Raw genomic sequence first — 24,547 nt, forward strand, 5'->3', positions numbered from 1 at the left:
GGTGGCCCTCCGCCCGCTCACCGGTACGGGCGCGCCCGTACCGGTGAGCGGGGGACGCCCTCATTCCGCGTGGATCGGCCCGCGTGTGCCGTGCAGGCGGGCCAGGTAGGCGCTCGCCGTCGGCAGTGTCTCACCGAGGATGCGCTGCTGCCGCGCGATCCTCGCGAAGTGCTCGTCCGCCTCCCGCCGTTCCGCGCGCAGATGCGCGAGCGCGGGCGGTACGGCCGGGAGCGCGCTGTCCAGGGCGGCGAGCAGGGCGTACTGCCGCACCTCCCGAGCGCCGCACAGCGGGTGACCCTCCCGGTGGGCCGCCATCCTGTCCTCCACCGCGGCGGACACCGGCAGGGATGACTGGGCGCGCAGGAACGGCGAGTCCCGGCGGGGGCCGGCCGCGTGGTGAAGCTGGACGAAGTCCCGTTCGGCCTCGTGGCGCAGCTCGGCTTCCCGGTTGAAGCGGGCGGCCGGGGCCTCACGGGCGTCCGCGGACGGGAAGTGCCGTACGAGACCCCGCAGCGCCGCGAGTACACCGCGTACCTCCGCGGCGCTGTCGAGCGGCTCCACGGTGTGCGCCGAACCGCCCACCGCGAGGACGTTCTTCACCCAGGTACGGCGGCTGCGGCCCTGCGGCAGAGGGTGGACGGACACGTCGGCCGTGGACGGATCGAGCCCGCACAGCTCGGCCAGCTCCCGTGCGGCGGACTCCGGGCGGGTGAAGGCGCTCGCGTACACCCGCCCGACCCCGGTACGGCCCGGCAGCGGCATCCGCCACAGCCAGCCGTCGGGCGTGGCCAGCAGACTCGTGTAGGGGGCGATGCCCGCCCGGCCGGCGGGGGCGGTGAGCGTGACCACCTCGTCGCAGAGCGACCGGTCGCCGTCTCCGGCCCGGGGTTCGCCGAGTGCGCCGGCGAGCAGCGTGGCCCGTGCCCCCGTGCAGTCGAGGAAGAAGTCACCCGTGATCCGGAGCCCGCCGGTCGTGACGAGCGCGAAGACGTGGCCCTGCGCGTCGCGTTCCACGCCCTGCGGGGTTCCCCTCACCGTCCGCACCCCGGCGCCCCGGAGCGACAGACGGCGCAGGTACGCCACGAACAGCCGGCCGTCGACGTGCCAGCCGTAGGGCAGGGCCGCCCGGCCGTCCAGCCAGCGGGGAGCCTTGCGTGCGTCCAGCAGCGGTGGTTCGCGGAAACAGGCCCGGTCCAGCGGCTCCAGGGTCCGCGCCGAGCTCCGCCGCCGGGCCCAGAAGTACGGAAGCGGGAAGCCCGAGATCCTGGTCCGGCTGTCCCCGACCGGGTCGTAGAAGCGATCGAGCCCGCCGGAGGGCAGCTGCCTGTCGGCCCACCGCGTGGGGCCCTGGGTGCGCCAGTGGGAATAGCGTGTCGCGACCCGGAAGGACGCGTCGCAGGCCCGCATCCAATCGGACTCCGGAATTCCGATCCGGTCGAACAGCATGGACTGCGTCTCGGGGGGCAGTGCCTGCACGCCTCCGTGTGCCGCCGCGTCCTGCCCGGTCTCCAGGACGGTGACCTCCACGGTCCTTCCCAGGACGGCTGCGAGGTAGGCGGCGCTGAGCCAGCCGGCCGTGGTGTCTCCCACGACGACGACGCTTCTTATGAGGCTTCCCATATGCCGATGCGATCCCCGAGGTCTGCAGAAAACCTCTACAACTTCTCTTTCCTCACAGGTCGGGAGAGAGAAACTGTTTCGAAAGAATCAAGAAAGCGGCTCTGACTAGTGTTCCGGACATACCGCGGGACGATCCGGCGGGGACACGCACACACCCACATACTCAGGGGGAAACCATGCAGAGCTCCTCTCTCCACCCGCAGCGGGTCGCTCCGGTCGCGGGTCTTCTGTCCGGCGCGGCTCTGCTCCTGGCGGCGGCCGGAGCCCTCGGCGGTCTCCCGGCGGCCTACGCCGACGACTCGTCCACGGGCGTGCGGGCGGCAGCCGCGAACGTCGCCCGGGCCCACGCGGGGACCGGTCACACGCCCACCGGCGACGACCCCTGGATCGCCCCCGAGATGGCGTGACGCCCCCGTCACAACCCCGGCCCGCGCCCGGCCGGACCCGCCCCTGGCCGGGCCGCGCACCTCTGCAACCACCGCGACGTGGGCAGCGTCCCCCCGGGCACCTGCTGCGCCGGATCGGGCACCGCCGGTGCCCGTCAGAGTTTGGGCCTCTTCCAGTCGGAGACCGGCGGAAGCCTCGTCAGGGCCAGCAGCTCGTCCGTCGCCAGCCGCGTCACGGTCGCGGCGCCGTCCGCGTCCCGCTCACCCTGGTCCACGACATCCAGCAGACGCTGCGCACGTTCACGCCAACGGCGCCCCGCCCCCGCCTCGGTGAAGAGCCGCGCCGCGTCCCGGACCCGCTCCACGGCGCCCGCCCGGTCACCGCGCAACACCAGCAGACAGCCCAGCACGGCTGCCGCCTGCCCCTCGAGGAACCGGTCCGGCACCTCCCGGGCCACCACAAGTCCCTCCCGCAGGGCCGCCTCCGCGTCCGCCGTGCGATCCTGCCGCCACAGCGCCTCACCGAGCGCCCGCAGCGCGTGCGCCTCACCGCGCAGATCGCCGGTCTGCCGTACGAGGTCCAGGGCCCGGCGGCACGCCTTCTCCGCGCGGCGCCCCTCGCCCAGCCAGGTCAGGGCCTCCGCGTACCGCACCGAACTCTGCGCCTCACCGCGCGCGGTGCCCAGCGCACGGCAGCGGGCGACGGCCTCCGCCGCGAGTTCCAGGCTGGCCGTCGCCGCACCGCGTTCCAGCGCGATCTTGGCGAGCAGACCCAGTACGTACGCCTCCCCGTACTGGTCGCCGACCGCCCGGAACGCCTCCAGCGATTCCTGGCCGTGCTCCGCCGCCAGACGCAGGGCACCCCAGTGGCGTTCGCAGAGCGCCATGTTGCGCAGGGTGAGCGCCCGGCCCCGCTGCTCGTCCAGTTCCTCGAAGCGCCGCAGTGCCAGGCCGAGCCGCTGGTGGGCGCTTTCGTACTCCCAGCGGACGATCTCCAGGGTGCCGAGGGAGTGCAGCATCGTCGCCTCACCCAGCGGGTCGCCCACCCGCCTGGCCACCGCGAGCGACACCTCGGCACAGCGCCGCCAGTCCTCGAGGAAGTTGCGGCTCTGGAAGAGTCCTACGCTCGCCGTCGTCAGCCCCCACGCGTACGACGCGTTGTCGCGGTGTCCTTCCCCGGTCGTCACCGCATGCGCGATCTGCTCGACCAGACCGGTGATCGCCGCGCGCTCCGCCTCGAACCAGTCCATCGGACCGTCGAGCAGGGCGTTCACCAGATGCCTGGGCAGTGGATGCCCGGGCGCCTTCGCCCGGACCACGGTGAAGTCGCCCCCGTAGAGCCGGCGGTGGGCCTCCTCGGCCAGCCCCAGCCACGCCGCGTAGGCGCGCCGCGCCGCCTCCCCGCGGTCCTCCTCGCCCTCCTCCGCGTACGCGCACTCGCGGGCGAACAGCCGCACCAGCTCCTGGAAGCGGTAGCGCACCTGTCCGTCCGCGCCCGGCCGGCGAGGCTCCAGGAGCTGCGCGTCGACGAGCTCCTCGATCAGGTCCTCGGCGTCCACCGGGTCGATGTCCAGCAGGGCGGCGCCCGCCCAGGCGGCGAAGTCCGGGACTGCCAGCAGGCCGAGCCTCCGGAACATCCGGGCGGCGCCCGGGGCCAGATCCCGGTGGCTGAGCCGTAGTCCCGCGCGCACACCGCGCTCGTCCGGGCTCAGTTCGTCGAGTCTTCGGCGCTGGTCCTCCAGGCGCGTCACCAGGGTCCGTACCGACCAGTGCGGCTTGGCGGCGAGCCGGGCCGCCGCTATCCGCAGGGCGAGCGGCAGCCGGTCGCACAGCTCGACCAGCCGTGCCGTGCCTACCGGGTCGGTGGCGAGCCAGTCGTCGCCCGCGACCTTCACCAGCAGGTCGACCGCTTCGCCGTCGTCGAGCGGGCCGAGGTTCAGCGACCGCAGGGAGTAGTCCCCGGCGAGCGCCGCGTCCATCGCGTCGCGCCCGGTGACGAGGACGCAGCACTGACCTGTGCCGGGAAGCAGGGGCCGGATCTGTGCGGAGGAGCGGGCGTTGTCCAGGACGATCAGGACCCTCCGGCCGTCCAGCACACTGCGGAACAGGTCGGCGCGCTCGTCCCGGCCCTCCGGTATCTGGGACACCGGCACCCCGAGGGCGCGCAGGAAGCCGTCCAGCACGGTGTCGGGGCGGCGCGGGGCCTCCTCGCCGTCGTACCCGCGGAGGTCGGCGAAGAGCTGGCCGTCCGGGAACCGGGCCGCGACCTGATGCGCCCAGTGCACGGCCAGCGCGGTCTTGCCCACGCCCCCGGTCCCGGTGACCGTACCCACCGTCAGAGCGCCGCTCCCGACCCGCTCCAGCAGGCGGTCAAGGGACCTGAGTTCGGCATCCCGGCCGGTGAAAGATGCTATGTCCGAGGGGAGTTGTGCGGGGACCGGGGCCTGAGGCGCCACGGTGACGGTCGCCCGGGGGGCGCCGAGGTCGGGCGCGTCGGCGAGGATCGAGTCGTGGAGTTCCTGGAGGGCCGGCCCGGGATCGATCCCCAGCTCGTCCGCGAGCCGGCGGTGCCCCCTGCGGTACGCCTCCAGCGCGTCCGCCCGCCGGCCTGACCGGTACTGGGCCAGCATCAGATGGGCGAGTGCCTGCTCGCGCAGCGGGTGCTCACGGGTGAAGGCGGTCAGCTCGCCCAGCAGTTCGCGGTGGCGGCCGAGCCTGATGCGTAACCCGGTGTACTCCTCGTACACGTCGAGCCTCAACGACTCAAGCCGCGCGCTCTCCGTCTCGACGCGCTCCGCGCCGATCCCGTCCAGAGCCGGCCCCCGCCACATCGCGAGAGCCTCTTCGAAATGGGTGCACGCCTCCTGGATCCGGCCGCTTCGGCAGGCCTCTCGGCCGAGCGCCGCGGCGCGGTCGAACTCGACCGCGTCGATGCGGTGTTCACCCGACAGGAGCATGTAGCCGGGGTGGCTGGTGGCGAGGATGTCATCGATGCCGGCCGCCGTCTTGAAGGTCTTGCGGACGGCGGACACACAGATGGCGATCTGGTTGCGGGCGGTGGCCGGCGGCTTCCCGTGCCACACCGCCTCGGCCAGGGAGTCGACGGAGACGACACGGTCCGGGGAGAGCAGCAGCATCGCCATCAGGCTGCGCTGCCTCGCTCCCTGCAGTGGCACGGTGCGGCCACCCGCGTGGATCTCCAGCGGTCCCAGAATCCGGAAGACCACCTGAAGCACCGTTGCCCCCACTTCCTTGCGGCAGCGACGTCGTTGTCGCGCCTTCTCCACCAATGGCCGATCTTCACCTGGTATCCATGGCCCGTCACCGTACCCGATCAAGATGTTGCCACTGCGATCACAACGTGAATCACTTGGTGCAAGTTCCGTTATAGAAGCGGCAATTAGCGTGAGCCGCCGACTCACGCGACCTGATTCCCGGGCACGACACACGGACCTTCTTCCTGATCGGACGAGGGGCGGGATCGGGAAACGAACGAAGGAGCCCCCCACCATGTTCGGATGGACCGGACGTCTCGCCGTCCGCCGCCCCTGGATCACGGTCGTGGTCTGGCTGCTGGCCGCGGTGGCACTGGCCACACTGGCACCCCAGTTGAAGGCCACCAGCGATCAGGCTGAATTTCTCCCCTCCCACTACGAGTCCGTCCAGGTCGCCGATCTGGAGAAGCGGGCGTTCCCGCAGCACGAACAGCCGGCCGCCATCGCCGTGTTCCAGCGCGCGGACGGCACGGAACTCACCGAGAAGGACCTCGCGGACGTGGCGAAGGTGGCCGCCGGGCTGACCGACCGGGAACTGCCACGCGTCAAGGCCGTACAGACCGGTCCGCAGTCCGTCTCCCCCAACGGGAAGATAGCCCTCGCGTCCGTCATCGCCACCGTCGAGGACCCGGCCGATCTCGAGCTGATCGATTCCATGCGCGAACTGCGCGCCGAGACAAAGACGCTGCTCTCCGGAACCGACCTGCGGGCCGGCCTCACCGGATCCGCCGCGGTCGCACTGGACTCGATGGAGTCCGCCGGTGACACCGACGCGATGATCATGCTGGCCACGCTCGCACTCATCGTCGTCCTGCTGCTCGCCATCTTCCGCAGCCCCCTCATCGCCGTCCTGCCGGTCCTGCTGATCGCCGTGGCCTACGTGGTGGCCACCGGACTGATCTCCTTCGCGGCGGACCTCGGCGGCCTCCAGGCCGACGCGTCGATCTCCACGATCCTGATCGTCGTCCTCTTCGGCGTCGGCACCGACTACATCCTCTTCCTGCTCTTCCGCTTCCGCGAGCAGCTCCGCGAGGGCACCGCCCCCAAGGAAGCCATGCTGAGGTCCGTGTCCGTGGTCGGCGAGACCATCGCCTCGGCGGCGGGAGCGGTGATCGTGGCCTTCCTGGCGCTGCTGATGTCCAGCATGGGCATGCTCCGCGCGATGGGACCGGCCCTCGCCATCGCCGTCGCCGTGACACTCGCGGCCGGCCTCACCCTGGTGCCGGCCGTCTTCTCGATGCTGGGCGCCAAGGCGTTCTGGCCGTCCAAGTCGTGGCAGAGGCCCGCGAGGAACAGGCTGTCCACCAGGGCGGGCACGCTCGTCGCGAAGCGCCCGGCACTGCTCGCCGCCCTCTCGGCCGGACTGCTGGCGGTACTCGCGGTGGGCACCCTCGGCTTCAAGGCCGAGTTCGACGGGGCGGCGTCGATGCCGCAGGACCTGGAGTCGGTGACCGCCGCCAAGGACCTCGAGAAGGGCTTCTCGGCCGGCCAGACCGACCCCACCGTGGTTCTCGTCCGTTCCGGGAACGGCAGCAGGCTCGACGAGAACGCCCTCACCGGGTTCCGTGCCGCCTTCGAGGGCGCCGAGGGTGTCGGCACCATGTCCCCGGAGGCGACCCTCTCGGCTGACGGCTCGGTCGCCCAGTACGCCGTGGTCCTCACCCACGGGCCCTCCGAGGAGCGGGCGATCAGCCTGGTCGACGGCCCACTGCGCGACCTGGCCCACCGCTCCGCGCCCGAGGGCACGACCGTGCTCGTCGGCGGTACGACAGCCCTCCTGGCGGACGTGCGCACGGCGGTCAACCACGACTACCGCCTCGTCTTCCCGGTGGCCGGCGCGGCCATCATGCTCATCCTGGGCCTGCTGCTGCGCAGCGCCGTCGCCCCGCTGTATCTGATGCTCTCGGTCGGCCTCGGCTTCGGCGCCACCCTCGGCGCGACGGTCTGGCTGTTCCAGGGCCTCAAGGGCGAGAACGGCCTGCTCTTCACCCTGCCGGTGATCGTCTACCTCTTCGTGGTGGCGATCGGGACGGACTACAACATCCTCATGGTGGCCCGGCTGCGCGAGGAGATCCGCGCGGGCGGCACTCCCAGGGAGGCCGTCGTCCGCGCCGTCACGCACTCCGCCCCGACCATCGGCGCGGCCGCGGTGATCCTCGCGGGCACCTTCGGCGTGCTGGTCCTCGCCCCCAACTCCATGCTCCAGCAGATGGGATTCGCGGTGGCCTTCGGGATCCTGCTGACCGCGTTCGTGATGGCGATCATGCTGGTCCCGACGCTCACTGCCCTCCTCGGCCGCCTCGCCTGGTGGCCCGGGCACCGGCCGGCCCCCGAGCCCGGCGGCGCCCCCACCACCGCCGGCCCGCCGGCCGCCGCGCACGACCGGGACGGAACGCGCGTCTGAACCCGGCGGGCCCGGACCCCACCGGGCCCGCCGTCCGGCCTCCCGAGCGGCCGTGAGCTGGGTGGGCCGGGTGGGCCGGGACCGGAGCCACGTGCGGGAGTGGTCCGTGCCGGCCGTAAGGGGGAGGTGCTGGGCATGGAGCCGTTGCGGGACGACTCGACGAGGCCCAGGACCTCGGCGCCGCCCACCGGAAGATGCTGCGCGCCATGGCACCGTCGGGCCCCGACGACATGTTCCTCGTCGGGGACACAGACCAGCGGATCTACGACAACCAGGTCACCCTCGGAAGTCTCGGCATCCACATAAGGGGCCGTTCCTCCAGACTCACCCTCAGCTACCGCACGACCAGGGAGATCCTCCACGACGCGATCCGGGTCCTGGACGGCGCGGCTTACGACGACCTCGACGGCGGCGCCGACACCCTCGCCGGATACCACTCGGTGCTGCACGGCCCGAGCCCCACCCTGCGTGGCGCTCGGAACTGGGACGAGGAGATGGACCTCGTGGTGGAGCAGCTGCTTGCCTGGCCCGACGTACCGCGGGAGACCACGGCCGTCTGCGTCCCCACGAACGACCTCGCCACCCAGCTCGCGGACCGGCTCGCGAGGCGCGGTATCACCGCGACCGAGATCACGGCGGACGGGCCCCGCGGCGAACAGGGAGTACCTATCGGCACCATGTACCGGTTCAAGCGCCTGGAGCACCGCTGCCTCGTCATCGCCGGAGTGACCGAGGGACTCGTCCCCCGTACGTCCGTCGACGCGTGGGAACGGACGGACCCGGCACGGCACCGGCGCGAGCTGGACCGGGCCCGCTCACTGCTCTTCGTCGCGGCCATCCGGGCCAGGGACGCCCTCGCACTCACCTTCCACGGTGAGCCGAGCAGCTTCCTCCGGCCGCTGCTGCCGAACCGGCGGAAATCGTCCGCCGGGTACCGGGGTGTGGGCACTTCGGGACGGTTGCCCCACCTGGATACGGGCCTGCGGGTGTCCTGTTGTGCCGGGGGCTGAGCCAAGGGCTCTCGCCCGCGTCCGGCTGGACCCACAAGCGAGAGGACCCCGGTTCCAGCGACTTCGCTGGAACCGGGGTCCTCTTCGGCACTTCTTGAGAAGTGCCCCCGGCAGGATTCGAACCTGCGCACCCGGCTCCGGAGGCCGATGCTCTATCCCCTGAGCTACGGGGGCGTTGCCGCTGCGCTCGGCGGCGACGAGTGAAACCCTACCAGCTCCGAAAGGGTGCCCTGGTACCGGTTTTACGCGTCGCCCGAGTCGGTGCCACCGTTCGGCCCGGGCGAGCCCCGGTGACCCCGGCGGGGACGGAAGTGGGCAAAAGCCGGACGCGACGCCTCCGCCCGCCCTACGCTCGGAGGGTGTCAGGGGCGTCCGGCCGCGTGCTCGTTGTCGACGACAACAAGGTCATCCGGCAGTTGATCAGGGTCAACCTCGAGCTGGAGGGCTTCGAGGTCGTGACCGCGGCCGACGGCGTCGAGTGCCTGGACCTGGTGCACGAGGTCCGCCCGGACGTGATCACCCTCGACGTGGTGATGCCCCGCCTCGACGGCATGCAGACGGCCGCCAGGCTGCGCGCGGACCCCCGTACCGGCCACCTTCCCGTCGCCGTGATCAGTGCCTGCACACCCCCGGACACCGAGTCGGGGACGGCCGCGGCCATCGACGCCTTTCTCGCGAAGCCCTTCGAGCCGAGCGAGCTGGTGCGCATGGTGCGCAGGCTCGCCCGCGGGGAGGGGGACCAGGAGGCCGAGGGCGGCTGCGAGTTCGAGGACCGGTGGGGGGCAGGCGCCACCGAACGGAGCACGGCAGGCTGACCACCACCGGCCATCCGGCCGCTCCGGTAGGTCCGTCGCCCGTGCCCCCGGCCCCGGCTTCCCGTACCTCCGCGGCCGGGGCATCCTCTGCTGCCTGCTGCCTGCTGCCTGCTGCCTGCTGCCTGCTGCCTGCTGCCTGCTGCCTGCTGCCTCCGGCAGGCGCCCCGACCCCGCCCTCGTACGTCCGCCGGCCCGCTTGCCTTCGGCCGGAGGCCGTCCGTGCGGCCTCTCCGTACCTCCGCTGCGGCCTCCCCGCAGGGCGATCGCCGCCCGGATCGCGAAGCCGGTTGGCGGGACGCACCCCCTCCTCCCATACGCTTGTCCCGTGACCCCCGCAGATCTCTCCCGAACCGTGCTGCACGCTGTGCGCCGCGCGGTCGACGAGGACGCACTGCGCGCGGCCGTACCCGCGCATGTGCGGGTCGAGCGGACGCGGCCCGGCGGCAGTGGCGACTACGCCTGCGCCGTGGCGCTCCAGCTGGCCCGCCCCGCCGGGCTGCCCGCCAAGGAGGTCGCCGCACTGCTGAGGGACCGGATCCTCGGCGCCCCAGGGATCCGAGGGGTGGAGATCACAGGCCCGGGCTTCCTGAACTTCACGCTCCACGCCTCCGTCGGCGCGGACGCGCGCGCGGCCCGGGTCCACGAGATCCGGGAACGGGGCCTGCGTTACGGCCGCACCGACGCCGGAGCGGATACGCTCCACCGCCTCCACCACCCCGGAGAGATCAGGGCCGCGGTCGTCGCCCAAGGTGTGGCGCGCCTCCTGCGGACCCAGGGCGGGCAGGCGACCGTCGGCTGCGAAGCCGATCCCGGCGCGCGCTGGGAGGAACTCGGGGTACCAGCCGGCCTGCGGCCAGGAGACGGCGGAGGCACCGAGACCCGCCCCGTCCCCGCCCGGGCCACCGAGATCCCCACCACCCCCGCCCGGGCCGTGGAGATCCGTCCCGTCCCCGCCCGGGCCACCGCCTCCGCGCTCCTTGCCCGACTCGGGCGTGACGCCGCGCTCTGGGGGCTGCAGCGGCCCGCCACCCACGACCCCGCCCCCCTCGGCGACGACCTCATCGTCCAGGGGGAGGCCAACCCGCTGTTCCTGGTGCGTTACGCGCACGCCAGGGCCCGGGCGATCGTCCGTGAGGGGGAGCGGCTGGGCATCACCCCCGTGTACGAAGAGGACGTCGAGGCGCCCGCGCTGCACCGGGCGCTCGCCGATCACCCGCCGGTACTCGCCGCCGCCGCACACCACCACGCCCCCGACCGGGTCGCCCGTCACCTGGAGACCGTGGCCGACGCCTTCTTCGACTTCCACGACGCCACCCCGCCCCTCCCCGCCGGTGACGAGAAACCCTCGGCCGCCCACCGGTCCCGGCTGGCCCTTGCCGAAGCCGCCGGGACGGTGCTGGCAGGCGGCCTGTCCCTGCTCGGCATCAGCGCGCCCGAACACCTCTGAGAACCGAGAGAGCAGAGCAGAACGATGAGCCGATCCGCCCACCCCGCCGGCCCCCGCCACGCCGACGTCCTGCCCGAGGGCCACTACACAGCCCCGGCCACCGACCTGAACGAACTCGACCCGAAGGTCTGGTCCCGCACCGTCGCCCGTGACGCCGACGGCGCACTCACCGTCGGCGGGATCGGCGTCGCCCGGCTCGCCGAGGAGTTCGGGACCCCGGCCTACTTCCTCGACGAGTCCGACTTCCGGGCCCGCTGCCGCGCCTGGGCCGACGCCTTCGGCCCGGACGCCGACGTCTTCTACGCGGGGAAGGCCTTCCTCTCTCGCGCGGTGGTGCGCTGGCTCGAGGAGGAGGGGCTGAACCTCGACGTGTGCTCCGGGGGCGAGCTGGCGACCGCGCTGGACGCCGGGATGCCCGCCGAGCGCATCGCCTTCCACGGCAACAACAAGACCGTCGCCGAGATCGAGCGGGCGATCGAGGCGGGTGTCGGGCGGATCGTGCTCGACTCCTTCCAGGAGATCGCCCGGGTCGCGCACACCGCCCAGCGGCTCGGCACCCGCCAGCGCGTGCAGATCCGCGTCACCGTCGGCGTCGAGGCCCACACCCACGAGTTCATCGCCACCGCGCACGAGGACCAGAAGTTCGGCATCGCGCTCGCCGACGGCCAGGCGGCGGAGGCGGTCCGCAGGGCGCTCACCCTCGACGGCCTGGAACTCGTCGGCATCCACTCGCACATCGGCTCGCAGATCTTCGACATGGCGGGCTTCGAGGTCTCCGCCCGGCGCGTGGTGCAGCTGCTCGCCCAGATCCGCGACGAGCACGGCGTCGAGCTCCCCGAGATCGACCTCGGCGGCGGTCTCGGCATCGCCTACACCTCCGCGGACGACCCCCGCGAGCCGCACGAGATCGCCAAGGCGCTCGGCGACATCGTGACCCGCGAGTGCGGTGCCGCGGGGCTGCGCACGCCCCGTGTCTCCGTCGAGCCGGGCCGCGCGATCGCCGGCCCCACCGCGTTCACGCTCTACGAGGTCGGCACGATCAAGCCGCTCGAAGGGCTGCGCACCTATGTCAGCGTCGACGGCGGCATGTCCGACAACATCCGCACCGCCCTGTACGACGCCGAGTACAGCGTCTCCCTCGTCTCCCGGACCTCCGACGCCGAGCCCATGCTGGTACGGGTCGTCGGCAAGCACTGCGAGAGCGGTGACATCGTGGTCAAGGACGCGTTCTTGCCGTCCGACCTGGCCCCGGGCGACCTGATCGCGGTGCCGGCCACCGGTGCCTACTGCCGGTCCATGGCGAGCAACTACAACCACGCCCTGCGCCCCCCGGTCGTCGCCGTGCGCGACGGTCAGGCACGGATCATCGTCCGGCGCGAGACCGAGGAAGATCTCCTGCGTCTCGATGTCGGCTGATGAAAATTACATCTCAGAATCCGGACGGGTGGCAGAAACGCCCGTCCGGTGAGTGAGACTGGTCCACACATCAGAAGTATGAGAAACGAGGTCGGATGATGCGTACGCGTCCGCTGAAGGTGGCGCTGCTGGGCTGTGGAGTGGTCGGCTCAGAGGTGGCGCGCATCATGACGACGCACGCCGACGACCTCGCCGCGCGCATCGGCGCACCGGTGGAGCTCGCCGGTGTCGCCGTCCGCCGGCCCTCCAGGGTGCGGGAGGGCATCGACCCCGCGCTGATCACCACGGACGCGACCGCCCTGGTCAAACGCGGTGACATCGACGTCGTCATCGAGGTCATCGGCGGCATCGAGCCCGCCCGTACGCTCATCACGACCGCCTTCGAGCACGGCGCGGGCGTCGTCTCCGCCAACAAGGCGCTGCTCGCCGAGGACGGCTCCGCGCTGCACGCCGCGGCCGAGCGGCACGGCCGCGACCTCTACTACGAGGCGGCCGTCGCCGGTGCCATCCCGCTCGTACGGCCGCTGCGCGAGTCCCTCGCCGGCGACAAGGTCAACCGGGTGCTCGGCATCGTCAACGGCACGACCAACTTCATCCTCGACAAGATGGACACCAGCGGCGCCGGATACTCCGAGGCGCTCGACGAGGCCACCGCGCTCGGATACGCGGAGGCCGACCCGACCGCCGACGTCGAGGGCTTCGACGCCGCCGCGAAGGCCGCCATCCTCGCCGGTATCGCCTTCCACACCCGGGTGAAGATCGGTGAGGTGCACCGCGAGGGCATCACCGAGGTCACCGCCGCGGACATCGCCTCCGCCCGCCGCATGGGATGCACGGTCAAGCTGCTGGCCATCTGCGAGCGCGCGGCCGACGGCAACTCCGTCACCGCCCGCGTGCACCCCGCGATGATCCCCCTCAGCCACCCGCTGGCATCCGTCCGCGAGGCGTACAACGCGGTCTTCGTCGAGGCGGAGGCGGCCGGGCAGCTCATGTTCTACGGCCCCGGCGCCGGTGGCTCCCCGACCGCGTCGGCGGTCCTCGGCGACCTGGTCGCCGTCTGCCGCAACATCATCGGCGGGACCACCGGTCCGGGTGAGTCCGCGTACACGCGTCTGCCGGTCAGCCCCATGGGCGACGTGGTGACGCGCTACCACATCAGTCTCGACGTGGCCGACAAGCCTGGCGTACTCGCCCAGGTCGCGACGGTCTTCGCCGAACAGGGCGTATCGATCGATACGGTCCGACAGCAGAGCCGACATTCGAGCAGCGACGAAACCGCCATCGAGCAGGGCGGCGCCGGGCGGCGGGCGGGCGGGGACGGCGAGGCATCACTCGTCGTCGTCACCCACCGTGCTCCCGACGCGGCCCTCTCCGGGACCGTCGAAGCGCTGCGCAAGCTGGACACCGTGCGTGGTGTCGCCAGCATCATGCGTGTTGAAGGGGAGTAAAGGACCCATGACCAGCAAGGGCACCCACCAGTGGCGCGGCATCATCGAGGAGTACCGGGACCGCCTTCCGGTCACGAGCACGACGCCGGTCGTCACACTCCGTGAGGGCGGCACGCCGCTCGTCCCGGCGCAGGTCCTCTCCGAGCGCACGGGCTGCGAGGTGCACCTCAAGGTCGAGGGCGCCAACCCCACCGGTTCGTTCAAGGACCGCGGCATGACCATGGCGATCACCCGGGCCAAGGAGGAGGGCGCGCAGGCCGTCATCTGCGCGTCCACCGGCAACACCTCGGCCTCCGCCGCCGCGTACGCGGTGCGCGCCGGGATGGTCTGCGCCGTCCTCGTGCCGCGGGGCAAGATCGCGCTCGGCAAGATGGGGCAGGCGCTCGTCCACGGCGCCAAGATCCTCCAGGTCGACGGCAACTTCGACGACTGCCTGACCCTGGCCCGCAGTCTCTCGGACAACTACCCGGTGGCGCTGGTCAATTCGGTCAACCCGGTCCGTATCGAGGGGCAGAAGACCGCCGCATTCGAGATCGTCGACGCCCTCGGCGACGCCCCCGACATCCACGTGCTGCCGGTGGGCAACGCGGGCAACATCACGGCCTACTGGAAGGGTTACAAGGAGTACGCGAAGGACGGCCTGTCCACGCACTCCCCCCGCATGTGGGGCTTCCAGGCGTCCGGCTCCGCGCCGATCGTCCGCGGCGAGATCGTCAAGGACCCGGCCACCATCGCCACCGCCATCCGCATCGGCAACCCGGCGTCCTGGCAGTTCGCCCTGGACGCGAGGGACGAGTCGGGCGGCGCCATCGACGATGTGACCGACCGTCAGATCCTGTCGGCCTACCGCCTGCTGGCCTCCCAGGAGGGTGTCTTCGTCGAGCCCGCCTCGGCGGCGTCCGTGGCCGGTCTGCTCAAGGCGGCCGAGGAGGGCAAGGTCGACCCGGGCCAGAAGATCGTCTGCACCGTCACGGGCAACGGCCTCAAGGACCCCGACTGGGCCGTCGCCGGTGCGCCGCAGCCCGTCACCGTGCCGGTCGACGCGGTCGCCGCAGCCGAGAAGCTGGGCCTCGCCTGACCGGTTCCACCCCAGCTCAGTCGCCGTTTCACGGCGGAGAGCGCATGGGAGGTGTGCGACACGCATCGTGCGCCTCCTGTGCGCCCTATGTCGCCGCAGAACCTTCCTTGGATAAGCTGTGAGCGACTCGCCCGCCGCCACCGCCGCGGCGCCGCAGCCGTCGTGACTGCCGGGTCCCCCATATCCCCGCACAACGGCACCCCACGCACGTCGAAGTACCCTGCACCACATCCCCGCCGCCGTACAGGAAGAGTCGTCCAACCGATGGCCGGTCCCGCGTTCCGAGCCGCCGCCGTCCGGGTGCGCGTCCCCGCTACCAGCGCCAATCTGGGCCCGGGCTTCGACGCCCTCGGGCTCTCGCTGGGTCTCTACGACGACGTCGTCGTCCGGGTCGCCGACTCCGGTCTGAACATCGACATCGCGGGTGAGGGCGCCGAGACGCTGCCCCGCGACGAGAGCCACCTGCTCGTACGCTCCCTGCGCACGGCCTTCGACCTGCTCGGGGGCCAGCCCCGCGGCCTCGAGATCGTCTGTGCCAACCGCATCCCGCACGGACGGGGCCTCGGTTCCTCGTCCGGCGCCATCTGCGCCGGGATCGTCGCCGCCCGCGCCGTGACGACGGGCGGCGAGGCCCGCCTCGACGACGCCGCGCTGCTGGAGCTCGCCACCGAGATCGAGGGTCACCCGGACAACGTCGCCGCCTGCCTCCTCGGCGGCTTCACCCTCGCGTGGATGGACGGCGGAGCGGCCAGGGCGATCCGCATGGACCCCGCCGAGTCCGTCGTGCCGGTGGTGTTCGTCCCCGCCACGCCCGTGCTCACGGAGACCGCCCGGGGCCTGCTGCCGCGCACCGTCCCCCATGTGGACGCCGCCGCCAACGCCGGCCGCGCCGCGCTGCTCGTCGAGGCCCTGACCAGGCGCCCCGAGTTGCTGCTGGCCGCCACCGAGGACCGGATCCACCAGGAGTACCGCGGCCCCGCGATGCCGCAGAGCGTGGAGCTGGTCAACCGGCTGCGCGCCGACGGCGTGCCCGCGGTCATCTCCGGCGCGGGGCCCACGGTCCTCGCGCTGACGGAGGACGGTTCGGCCGACAAGGTGGCCCGGCTGGCGGGGGAGGGCTGGGCCGCGAACCGGCTCGCCCTCGACGGTCCGGGTGCGAGCGTGCTGCCGCTCGCCGCGTAGGCCCACGTGATTGCCGGTGCTCGAGAGGGGGAATGTTTGATGGAGCCGGTAGTGTTAATCTCAAGTCAGCAATCGACGTCTTCGTGGCGGGTTGCTTCGTGTCCCTTTCCGGGACCACCACTCTTCCGGGAGCCTCCCCGACTGCCTGAGCAGCCTGCCTGAGCTTTCGAGCACGCTCCGGAACCGGCACGACACCCTCTTGCTCGTCCAGGAGTGGGCCGAGCAGGGGGATCTCGCGCCGGACCCCGCACATTCGTCTCTCCGCCGTACCCGGCGGACCACCGCCCCGGCAAGGTCCGCGATCGACACGATCAACAGACCGCAGTCGGACAGCACAACCGGTCGCCGAGCCAGAAGGCCGACGTCCGCTCCAGGGAAGGACCCTTCGTGAGCGACACCACCGATCTGATGGGCGTGACTGCCGACAAGAGCGTCGACAGCGCCGCGCCCGCCGAAGGTGCTGCCACTGGCACCACCGCACGGCGCCGCCGCTCCGGCACCGGCCTCGAGGGCATGGTCCTGGCCGAGCTGCAGCAGGTCGCGTCCGGCCTCGGCATCAGGGGGACTGCGCGGATGCGCAAGAGCCAGCTGATCGAGGTCATCAAGGAGGCGCAGGCCGGAGGATCCTCCGCGCCCGCCCCCAAGGCCGCCGCGTCCGCCGGCACGGACACCGAGAGCAAGCCGAAGCGGCGCGCCACCTCCAAGGCACGTACGGGTGACGAGACCGCCGCCGCTCCGGCCGCCGACAAGGCCGCCGCGCAGCAGCAGATCGACATCCCGGGCCAGCCGGCCAGCGACGACCAGCCCTCGGGCGAGCGCCGCCGCCGTCGCGCCACCGCACAGGCGGGCAGCCCCGACACCAAGGCCGAGCCCAAGGCGGAGTCCCGCACGGAGCAGAAGGCCGAGCCGAAGTCCGAGCCGAAGGGTGAGGGCCGCCAGGACCGCGCCGACGAGCGCGGCGAGGCCAAGGGCGAAGCCAGGGCCGAGGCCGCCACCGACACGGCCGAGGGCCGCCGTGGCGACCGCCAGGAGGGCGGCCGTCGTGACCGCCAGGACCGTGGCGACCGCGGTGACCGCCGTGACCGTCAGCGCGGCCGGGGCAAGGGCGACGACCAGGGCCAGCAGGGCGGCGGACGCCGTCAGGGCCAGGGCGGCGGCCAGAACCAGGGCCAGCAGCAGGGCGGCGGCCAGCAGGACGACGGTTACGACGACGAGGGCGGCCGGCGCGGGCGCCGCGGCCGTTACCGCGACCGCCGCGGCCGTCGTGGACGTGACGACTTCGCGACCGATGTCCAGGTCGCCGACGACGACGTGCTGATCCCCGTCGCGGGCATCCTCGACATCCTCGACAACTACGCGTTCATCCGGACCTCCGGCTACCTGCCCGGCCCGAACGACGTGTACGTCTCGCTGGCCCAGGTCCGCAAGAACGGCCTGCGCAAGGGTGACCACGTCACCGGCGCGGTCCGCCAGCCCAAGGACGGCGAGCGCCGCGAGAAGTTCAACGCGCTGGTCCGCCTCGACTCCGTCAACGGCATGGCGCCGGAGACCGGCCGCGGCCGTCCCGAGTTCCAGAAGCTGACCCCGCTCTACCCGCAGGACAGGCTCCGCCTGGAGACCGACTCCAACGTCCTGACCACCCGGATCATCGACCTGGTCGCGCCGATCGGCAAGGGCCAGCGAGGCCTGATCGTGGCCCCGCCGAAGACCGGTAAGACCATGATCCTCCAGGCCATCGCCAACGCGATCACGGTCAACAGCCCCGAGTGCCACCTGATGGTCGTCCTCGTCGACGAGCGTCCGGAAGAGGTCACCGACATGCAGCGGTCGGTGAAGGGCGAGGTCATCTCCTCGACCTTCGACCGCCCGGCCGAGGACCACACCACGGTCGCCGAGCTGGCCATCGAGCGTGCGAAGCGCCTCGTGGAGCTGGGACACGACGTGGTCGTCCTGCTGGACTCGATCACCCGTCTGGGCCGCGCCTACAACCTGGCGGCGCCCGCCTCCGGCCGCATCCTGTCCGGTGGTGTCGACTCGACCGCGCTGTACCCGCCGAAGCGCTTCTTCGGCGCCGCGCGCAACATCGAGGACGGCGGTTCGCTGACCATCCTGGCGACCGCGCTCGTCGAGACCGGGTCCCGCATGGACGAGGTCATCTTCGAGGAGTTCAAGGGCACCGGCAACATGGAGCTCAAGCTCGACCGGAAGCTCTCGGACAAGCGCATCTTCCCGGCGGTGGACGTCGACGCGTCCAGCACCCGCAAGGAAGAAATCCTGCTCGGCACCGACGAGTTGGCCGTGGTCTGGAAGCTGCGCCGGGTGCTGCACGCACTCGACCAGCAGCAGGCGATCGAGCTCCTCCTGGACCGCATGAAGAAGACGCAGTCCAACGCGGAGTTCCTGCTGCAGATCCAGAAGACCACGCCGGGCAACGGCAACGGGAACGACTGACCTCGCATCAGCAGCCCCACTGAACTGCCCCCGTCACACTGGTGACGGGGGCAGTTCTACGTTGTACTATCAGCGAGCTGTATGTGGGGGGGAACGTATTTTCTATACGCCCACTGTGTTGTGTTCCAGTGGGAGTTTCTCTCCCTTCGACATCAAACACCCGGTGCCGCATCCGCGTCGCGCCGTGTCGATCGAAGGGATTTCTTGAGTGACATCCGGTAGACGGAGGGGTTCCATCCCCTTCTCCGCGGCAGTCGCCGCACTCGCTCTCGGGGCCGCGGCCCTGTCCGTCGTTCCCGCGCAGGCCGAAACGCCCCAGCCGGCCGGCAAGCAGAGCGTTCAGCATCGCCCCGCAGCACCCCAGGGGGAGCTCCTCAGCACCGTGAAGCGGTCCTCCGCCGAACTGCTGAGCGGTGAGACCGCCGCCCCCGCGGAGAAGCCGGACGCCCGCACGGACGCCGAAGCGGGCGCCGAGCCCGCGCCGGACGCGACGGGGCCGTCCACCGACCCGAAGATCGTCGGAGGGGTCCCGGCCGCGCTCGGCGAGGCCCCGTGGATGGTGCAGCTGCACTACTACGACGACAAGGGCACCGCCGACGAGTCCGACGACGAGGGCTACTTCTGCGGTGGCACGCTCGTCGCCCCCGCGAAGGTCCTGACCGCAGCGCACTGCGTGGCGGGGCTCGACTGGGAGACCAACGGCGCCGTCGTCGGCGGCACCACCCAGCTGCCCGAGGGCGGCGACCTCCACGGCGGCACGGTGACGAGCGTCTGGCGTCAGTGGGTCCACCCCGACTACGACGACGTCCGCTACGACCACGACGTCGCGGTGCTGACGCTCGGCTCGGCCCTGCCGTACGCGACGCTGCAGCCCGCTGCGTCCGGTGACACGGCGCGCTACAAGACCGGAACCCCGGCCACCGTCTACGGCTGGGGCCGCACCAGCTCCACCAGTGACGACATCTCACCGGTGCTGCTCAAGGCCTCCGTTCCGATCGCGGGCGACTCCTCGTGCTCCGGATACTTCGGCGACGACTTCGTCGCGGGCAAGATGGTCTGCGCCGGACAGCCGGCCAGCGGACAGGACGCCGGCACGGTCTCGCCCTGCAACGGGGACTCGGGCGGACCGCTCGTGGTCAACGGCCGGATCGCCGGTGTCGTCTCCTGGGGCGTCACGGACTGCGTCGAATCCGGTGCGTACGGGGTGTACGCCAAGACCGCCGCGTTCGCGGGCGAGGTGAACCCCCGGATCGACGACGCCAACCTCAACTTCGACGACAAGGCGGACCTGTTCGCCCGGCTGTCGACCGGTGAGGGCTTCGACTACTACTCGCGCGGCACCTCGCTGGGCAACCGCGAGTCGGTGGGCGACTGGTCGGGCATCGACCTGGTCCGCCAGGCCGACGTCAACCGCGACTACTACCAGGACTACGTCTACCGCACCACGACGGGCGAGCTGTACTGGTGGGGCTACGACAGCGCGGCCGAGGCGTACACCGACCACAGGATCGGCACCGGCTGGGGGAGCCTGCGCAACATCACGCTCGCCGGCGACGTCACCGGCGACGGCCTCGTGGACGTCACGGCCAACGACTCCGCGGGTGTGCTGTGGATGTGGCCGGGCCGCGGCAACGGGACCGTCGGTTCCAAGGTCAAGATCGGCTCCGGGTGGAGCAGCTTCCAGGTCTGGGGCAAGGGCGACTTCAGCGGCGACGGCAAGCCCGACCTGATCGCCCGGGACAGCAGCGCCGTGCTCTGGATGTACAAGGGCACGGGCTCGGCCACCACGCCGTTCTCCGCACGGGTCAAGGTGGGCACCGGCTGGAACTTCACCGCCTACGTCACCACCGGCGACGTGACGGGTGACGGACACGCCGACTTCATCGTGCGTGACTCCGCCGGGAAGCTGTGGGCGTACACGGGCTCGGGTTCGGAGACGGCTCCGTTCCGGACCGGCGGACGTGTGCAGCTCGGTACGGGATGGCAGTCGATCGGGCTGCTCGGCTGACCCGAAGGCGTTTCCCACCGGACCGGCTCCGGACCACCGCACAGGTGGTCCGGAGCCGGTCCGCTGTGCGTGTGCGGACGGGCGGGAGCGAGACCTTGCCCACAGCGAACCCTCCGCCGCAGCCACGTCGGCCGACCGCGGGCACCGCGGCGAATCCGCAGGTGAACCCCTTGATCCGCGGTTCGAGGGGGGAGCCTCGGCGGAGACGTCGGGCCCTCGGCGGGCGTCCGGCCCCCGCAGCGGGCTGTGCCAGTCTTTTCTGCTTGGGCTCCGGCGCCGAGCCGGTCAGCCACGACGGAATCTCCTGGCAGGGGGACCACCAGGAAGCAACGCCGAACGAGGGAACCGCATGAGCGAGCAGAGCAGGAGCACCGGCCGAATACGTGGCACCGGCACCCGCCGGAAGAAGCCGTCCACGGGCCGCCGGGTCAAGAGGATCGCCCTGTGGGGCGCGGCCGCTCTGGTGGTCGTCGGGGGCTCCGGCCTCGGTTACGCCTACTACACGCTCAACGGGAACCTGAAGGGCGTCGACATCGACGCCGCCCTGGGCACGGACCGTCCCGCCGACGCCGACGACGGCTCTCAGGACATCCTGGTGCTCGGATCGGACTCCCGCTCCGGCGACAACGCGAAGTACGGCGAGGACCAGGGGTCGGCCCGCTCGGACACCGCGATGATCGTCCATGTCGACGAGGGGCACAGGTCCGCGAGCGTGGTCTCGGTGCCCCGCGACACCCTCGTCGAGCGCCCCGCCTGCACGAGCGACACCAGCGGCCGGGAGGTCGCGGGCGAGAAGCAGACGATGTTCAACTCGGCGTACTCGGTGGGCGGCCCCGCCTGCGCCGTGAAGACCGTGGAGCAGATGTCGGGCATCCGCATGGACCACTACGTCGAGGTCGACTTCACCGGTTTCAAGAAGCTCATCGACGAGCTGGGCGGGGTCGGCATCACCACCTCGAAGGCCATCGACGACCCCAACAGCCATCTCGCGCTGAAGCCCGGCCACCACACGCTGAGCGGGGAGCAGTCCCTGGGCCTCGTCCGTACCCGGGAGAGCGTCGGCGACGGCAGCGACCTCGGACGGATCCAGCTCCAGCAGGCCTTCGTCAAGGCGCTGATGAACCAGGCGAAGAGCGTCGGGGTGTTCTCCGACCCGAAGACCCTCTTCGGGCTGGCCGACACCGCGACCAAGGCGGTCACCACCGACTCCGAGCTGGCATCCGTCCAGAAGCTGACCGGCTTCGCGAACGGGCTCAAGGGGCTGGACGCCTCCGACGTCGACATGGTCACGCTGCCCGTGGAGTACGACCCCCAGGCCCCCAACCGGGTCCTGCCGCAGAAGAAGGCCGACGCACAGGTGTGGGACGCGCTCAAGCAGGACAAGCCCATCCCGGCGTCCGCCACCGCGAAGTCGGCCGGTGACAAGAGCGACGCCGGGAAGATCGTGCGGTAGCGGGACGTTCCGTCACCGGACGGGCGCGGAGTGTTCCCCGCGGAGTCGGGGAATATGCGCGACCGGGTCCTCGTTTTGGGAGATACGGCCGGTCCTGGCAGACTGGTACGTCGGCCCCGGTTCACGGACGCGCAATCCGCGCGAACGACCCGGAGCCCTCCCGAACCTAGGAGACACCTTGAAGCGCGACATCCACCCCCAGTACGTCGAGACCCAGGTCAGCTGCACCTGCGGTGCGTCGTTCACCACCCGCAGCACCCTCGAGGGCGGCGCCATCCGCGCCGACGTCTGCTCCGAGTGCCACCCGTTCTACACGGGCAAGCAGAAGATCCTCGACACCGGCGGCCGCGTGGCCCGCTTCGAGGCCCGCTTCGGCAAGGCGGCCGGCTCCGCCGGCAAGTAGCGAGCCCCAGCGCCGGTTCCCGACGCCCCTCACAGGGCGCCGGGACCGGCGTTTTCCGGCTGTGCGGCCGGTGGCGCCCCTCCAGGGCGTGCCGGCGGCGCACACCGTCCAGCAGGCCCGCAGACGTATGACGCAGAAACCAGGAGCCCGAAGATGTTCGAGGCGGTCGAGGAACTGATCGGCGAGCACGCCGATCTCGAGAAGAAGCTCGCCGACCCGTCGGTCCACGCCGACCAGGCCAACGCGCGCAAGCTCAACAAGCGCTACGCGGAGCTCACTCCGATCGTCTCCACGTACCGGTCCTGGAGGCAGACGGGCGACGACATCGAGACCGCCCGCGAGTTCGCCGCCGACGACCCGGACTTCGCAGCCGAGGTCAAGGTCCTTGAGAAGCAGCGCGAGGAGATCACCGAGAAGCTCCGGCTCCTCCTGGTGCCGCGCGACCCCAGCGACGACAAGGACGTGCTGCTCGAGATCAAGGCGGGTGCGGGCGGCGACGAGTCGGCCCTCTTCGCCGGGGACCTCCTGCGCATGTACCTGCGCTACGCCGAGCGCGTCGGCTGGAAGACCGAGATCATCGACTCCACCGAGTCCGAGCTCGGCGGCTACAAGGACGTCCAGGTCGCCGTGAAGACCAAGGGCGGCAACGGCGCCACCGAGCCCGGCCAGGGAGTCTGGGCGCGGATGAAGTACGAGGGCGGGGTGCACCGTGTGCAGCGCGTGCCCTCCACCGAGTCGCAGGGCCGCATCCACACCTCCGCCGCCGGTGTGCTCGTCACGCCCGAGGCCGAGGAGGTCGACGTCGAGATCCACGCCAACGACCTGCGCATCGACGTCTACCGCTCCTCCGGCCCCGGCGGCCAGTCCGTCAACACCACGGACTCCGCCGTCCGCATCACGCACCTGCCGACCGGTGTCGTCGCCTCCTGCCAGAACGAGAAGTCCCAGCTCCAGAACAAGGAGCAGGCCATGCGCATCCTGCGGTCCAGGCTGCTCGCCGCCGCCCAGGAGGCCGCCGAGCAGGAGGCCTCCGACGTGCGCCGCAGCCAGGTGCGCACCGTGGACCGGTCCGAGAAGATCCGCACGTACAACTTCCCGGAAAACCGGATCTCGGACCACCGCGTCGGCTTCAAGGCGTACAACTTGGACCAGGTGCTCGACGGCGACCTCGAAGCCGTCATCCAGGCCTGCGTCGACGCCGACTCCGCCGCGAAGCTCGCCAACGCGTAAGCCCCACCCGCCCCGCTCGTGAACCCGTACGGAGAACCGCGATGAACCTGCTGCTCGCCGAGGTGGCCCAGGCCACCCAGCGGCTGGCCGACGCCGGTGTCCCCTCACCGCGATTCGACGCCGAGGAACTCGCCGCGTTCGTGCACGGGGTCAAGCGGGGCGAGCTGCACAACGTGCCGGACGCCGACTTCGACGCCCGCTACTGGGAGACGATCGCCCGCCGGGAGGCCCGCGAACCGCTCCAGCACATCACCGGCCGCGCCTTCTTCCGCTACCTGGAACTCCAGGTCGGCCCCGGTGTCTTCGTGCCCCGCCCGGAGACCGAGTCCGTCGTCGGGTGGGCGATAGACGCAGTCCGCGCGATGGACGTCGTCGAACCCCTGATCGTCGACCTCTGCACCGGATCGGGCGCGATCGCGCTCGCCATGGCGCAGGAGGTGCCCCGCTCGCGCGTGCACGCCGTGGAGCTGTCCGAGGACGCCCTCAGGTGGACCAGGAAGAACGCCGAGGGGTCCAGGGTCACCGTCCACCGGGGAGACGCCCTGAGCGCTCTTCCCGAGCTCGACGGCCAAGTCGACCTGGTGATCTCCAACCCGCCCTACATCCCGCTGACCGAGTGGGAGTACGTGGCGCCCGAGGCCCGGGACCACGACCCGCAGATGGCGCTGTTCTCCGGCGAGGACGGCCTCGACACCATCCGCGGCATCGAACGCACCGCGCACCGGCTGCTCCGTCCCGGCGGGCTCGTCGTCATCGAGCACGCCGACACCCAGGGCGGCCAGGTGCCGTGGATCTTCACCGAGGAGCGGGGCTGGGCCGACGCGGCCGACCACCCCGACCTCAACAGGCGTCCCCGGTTCGCGACGGCCCGCAAGGCCATGCCGTGACCACCGGGACATCCGCACAGCACGATTCCCACCC

17 protein-coding genes and 1 tRNA gene are annotated in these 24,547 nt (G+C 71.6%); 15 read left to right on the forward strand and 3 right to left on the reverse strand.

The window, feature by feature from the left end; translation table 11 throughout:
• Positions 1–60 precede the first annotated feature (60 nt).
• Positions 61–1,590, reverse strand: coding sequence for a tryptophan 7-halogenase (locus ACFXOA_RS09055; RefSeq protein ID WP_385024210.1), 1,530 nt, complete (start codon positions 1,588–1,590; stop codon positions 61–63).
• Between the two features lie 206 nt (positions 1,591–1,796).
• On the opposite strand from ACFXOA_RS09055, the gene ACFXOA_RS09060 reads away from it, so the two are divergent.
• Positions 1,797–2,027 carry a hypothetical protein gene (locus ACFXOA_RS09060; protein ID WP_385024212.1) on the forward strand — a complete coding sequence of 77 codons (231 nt, stop codon included), beginning with the start codon at positions 1,797–1,799 and terminating at the stop codon, positions 2,025–2,027.
• Between the two features lie 134 nt (positions 2,028–2,161).
• On the opposite strand, the gene ACFXOA_RS09065 is transcribed toward ACFXOA_RS09060, so the two are convergent.
• Positions 2,162–5,233 carry a BTAD domain-containing putative transcriptional regulator gene (locus ACFXOA_RS09065; protein ID WP_385024214.1) on the reverse strand — a complete coding sequence of 1,024 codons (3,072 nt, stop codon included), beginning with the start codon at positions 5,231–5,233 and terminating at the stop codon, positions 2,162–2,164.
• Between the two features lie 283 nt (positions 5,234–5,516).
• On the opposite strand from ACFXOA_RS09065, the gene ACFXOA_RS09070 reads away from it, so the two are divergent.
• Positions 5,517–7,685 carry an MMPL family transporter gene (locus ACFXOA_RS09070; protein WP_385024216.1) on the forward strand — a complete coding sequence of 723 codons (2,169 nt, stop codon included), beginning with the start codon at positions 5,517–5,519 and terminating at the stop codon, positions 7,683–7,685.
• Positions 7,686–7,891: 206 nt separating this feature from the next.
• Positions 7,892–8,695, forward strand: a complete 804-nt coding sequence (locus tag ACFXOA_RS09075; protein WP_385024218.1) for a hypothetical protein — start codon at positions 7,892–7,894, stop codon at positions 8,693–8,695.
• 102 nt (positions 8,696–8,797) lie between these two features.
• Here ACFXOA_RS09075 and ACFXOA_RS09080 read toward each other — a convergent pair.
• Positions 8,798–8,869, reverse strand: a tRNA-Arg gene (locus ACFXOA_RS09080).
• Between the two features lie 137 nt (positions 8,870–9,006).
• Here ACFXOA_RS09080 and ACFXOA_RS09085 point away from each other — a divergent pair.
• The 12 genes from ACFXOA_RS09085 to prmC all read left to right on the forward strand — a co-directional run bounded on the left by ACFXOA_RS09085 (position 9,007) and on the right by prmC (position 24,513).
• A complete protein-coding gene (locus tag ACFXOA_RS09085) occupies positions 9,007–9,510 on the forward strand; it encodes a response regulator (protein ID WP_385024220.1) in 504 nt (167 codons plus the stop codon).
• 325 nt (positions 9,511–9,835) lie between these two features.
• The gene (gene nrtL, locus ACFXOA_RS09090) at positions 9,836–10,957 is read left to right on the forward strand and encodes an ArgS-related anticodon-binding protein NrtL (RefSeq protein WP_385024222.1); all 1,122 of its coding nucleotides are present in this window, start codon (positions 9,836–9,838) and stop codon (positions 10,955–10,957) included.
• A gap of 24 nt (positions 10,958–10,981) precedes the next feature.
• On the forward strand, positions 10,982–12,373 hold the full coding sequence (lysA, locus tag ACFXOA_RS09095) for a diaminopimelate decarboxylase (protein ID WP_385024224.1): 1,392 nt from the start codon (positions 10,982–10,984) through the stop codon (positions 12,371–12,373).
• A 95-nt stretch (positions 12,374–12,468) separates the two neighbouring features.
• Positions 12,469–13,821: a homoserine dehydrogenase gene (locus ACFXOA_RS09100; protein WP_385024226.1), complete on the forward strand. Its 1,353-nt coding sequence runs from the start codon at positions 12,469–12,471 to the stop codon at positions 13,819–13,821.
• 7 nt (positions 13,822–13,828) lie between these two features.
• Positions 13,829–14,899, forward strand: a complete 1,071-nt coding sequence (gene thrC / locus ACFXOA_RS09105; protein WP_385024228.1) for a threonine synthase — start codon at positions 13,829–13,831, stop codon at positions 14,897–14,899.
• A 264-nt stretch (positions 14,900–15,163) separates the two neighbouring features.
• Positions 15,164–16,081 (forward strand): homoserine kinase, encoded by a 918-nt coding sequence (thrB, locus tag ACFXOA_RS09110; protein ID WP_385024230.1) that lies wholly within the window; start codon positions 15,164–15,166, stop codon positions 16,079–16,081.
• Between the two features lie 387 nt (positions 16,082–16,468).
• Positions 16,469–18,532: a transcription termination factor Rho gene (gene rho, locus ACFXOA_RS09115; RefSeq protein WP_385024232.1), complete on the forward strand. Its 2,064-nt coding sequence runs from the start codon at positions 16,469–16,471 to the stop codon at positions 18,530–18,532.
• A 208-nt stretch (positions 18,533–18,740) separates the two neighbouring features.
• Entirely contained in the window at positions 18,741–20,540 is a 1,800-nt protein-coding gene (locus ACFXOA_RS09120) for a trypsin-like serine protease (protein WP_385024234.1), read from the forward strand.
• Positions 20,541–20,889: 349 nt separating this feature from the next.
• A complete protein-coding gene (locus ACFXOA_RS09125) occupies positions 20,890–21,993 on the forward strand; it encodes an LCP family protein (RefSeq protein ID WP_385024236.1) in 1,104 nt (367 codons plus the stop codon).
• Positions 21,994–22,171: 178 nt separating this feature from the next.
• Positions 22,172–22,396, forward strand: coding sequence for a 50S ribosomal protein L31 (gene rpmE, locus ACFXOA_RS09130; RefSeq protein ID WP_385024238.1), 225 nt, complete (start codon positions 22,172–22,174; stop codon positions 22,394–22,396).
• 153 nt (positions 22,397–22,549) lie between these two features.
• Complete coding sequence (prfA, locus tag ACFXOA_RS09135) at positions 22,550–23,626, forward strand: peptide chain release factor 1 (RefSeq protein ID WP_362542322.1); 1,077 nt, start codon at positions 22,550–22,552, stop codon at positions 23,624–23,626.
• Positions 23,627–23,667: 41 nt separating this feature from the next.
• Complete coding sequence (prmC, locus tag ACFXOA_RS09140) at positions 23,668–24,513, forward strand: peptide chain release factor N(5)-glutamine methyltransferase (protein ID WP_385024240.1); 846 nt, start codon at positions 23,668–23,670, stop codon at positions 24,511–24,513.
• Positions 24,514–24,547: the final 34 nt, after the last annotated feature.

The organism is Streptomyces sp. NPDC059166 (assembly GCF_042755185.1).
Lineage (GTDB): Bacteria > Actinomycetota > Actinomycetes > Streptomycetales > Streptomycetaceae > Streptomyces.

Excerpts from the sequence above, each read along its gene's own strand:
- ACFXOA_RS09060 (WP_385024212.1), top strand. The coding sequence starts at position 1,797 with ATGCAGAGCTCCTCTCTCCACCCGCAGCGGGTCGCTCCGGTCGCGGGT.
- ACFXOA_RS09070 (WP_385024216.1), top strand. The coding sequence starts at position 5,517 with ATGTTCGGATGGACCGGACGTCTCGCCGTCCGCCGCCCCTGGATCACG.
- ACFXOA_RS09075 (WP_385024218.1), top strand. The coding sequence starts at position 7,892 with ATGGCACCGTCGGGCCCCGACGACATGTTCCTCGTCGGGGACACAGAC.
- lysA (WP_385024224.1), top strand. The coding sequence starts at position 10,982 with ATGAGCCGATCCGCCCACCCCGCCGGCCCCCGCCACGCCGACGTCCTG.
- ACFXOA_RS09100 (WP_385024226.1), top strand. The coding sequence starts at position 12,469 with ATGATGCGTACGCGTCCGCTGAAGGTGGCGCTGCTGGGCTGTGGAGTG.
- thrC (WP_385024228.1), top strand. The coding sequence starts at position 13,829 with ATGACCAGCAAGGGCACCCACCAGTGGCGCGGCATCATCGAGGAGTAC.
- thrB (WP_385024230.1), top strand. The coding sequence starts at position 15,164 with ATGGCCGGTCCCGCGTTCCGAGCCGCCGCCGTCCGGGTGCGCGTCCCC.
- ACFXOA_RS09125 (WP_385024236.1), top strand. The coding sequence starts at position 20,890 with ATGAGCGAGCAGAGCAGGAGCACCGGCCGAATACGTGGCACCGGCACC.
- prfA (WP_362542322.1), top strand. The coding sequence starts at position 22,550 with ATGTTCGAGGCGGTCGAGGAACTGATCGGCGAGCACGCCGATCTCGAG.
- prmC (WP_385024240.1), top strand. The coding sequence starts at position 23,668 with ATGAACCTGCTGCTCGCCGAGGTGGCCCAGGCCACCCAGCGGCTGGCC.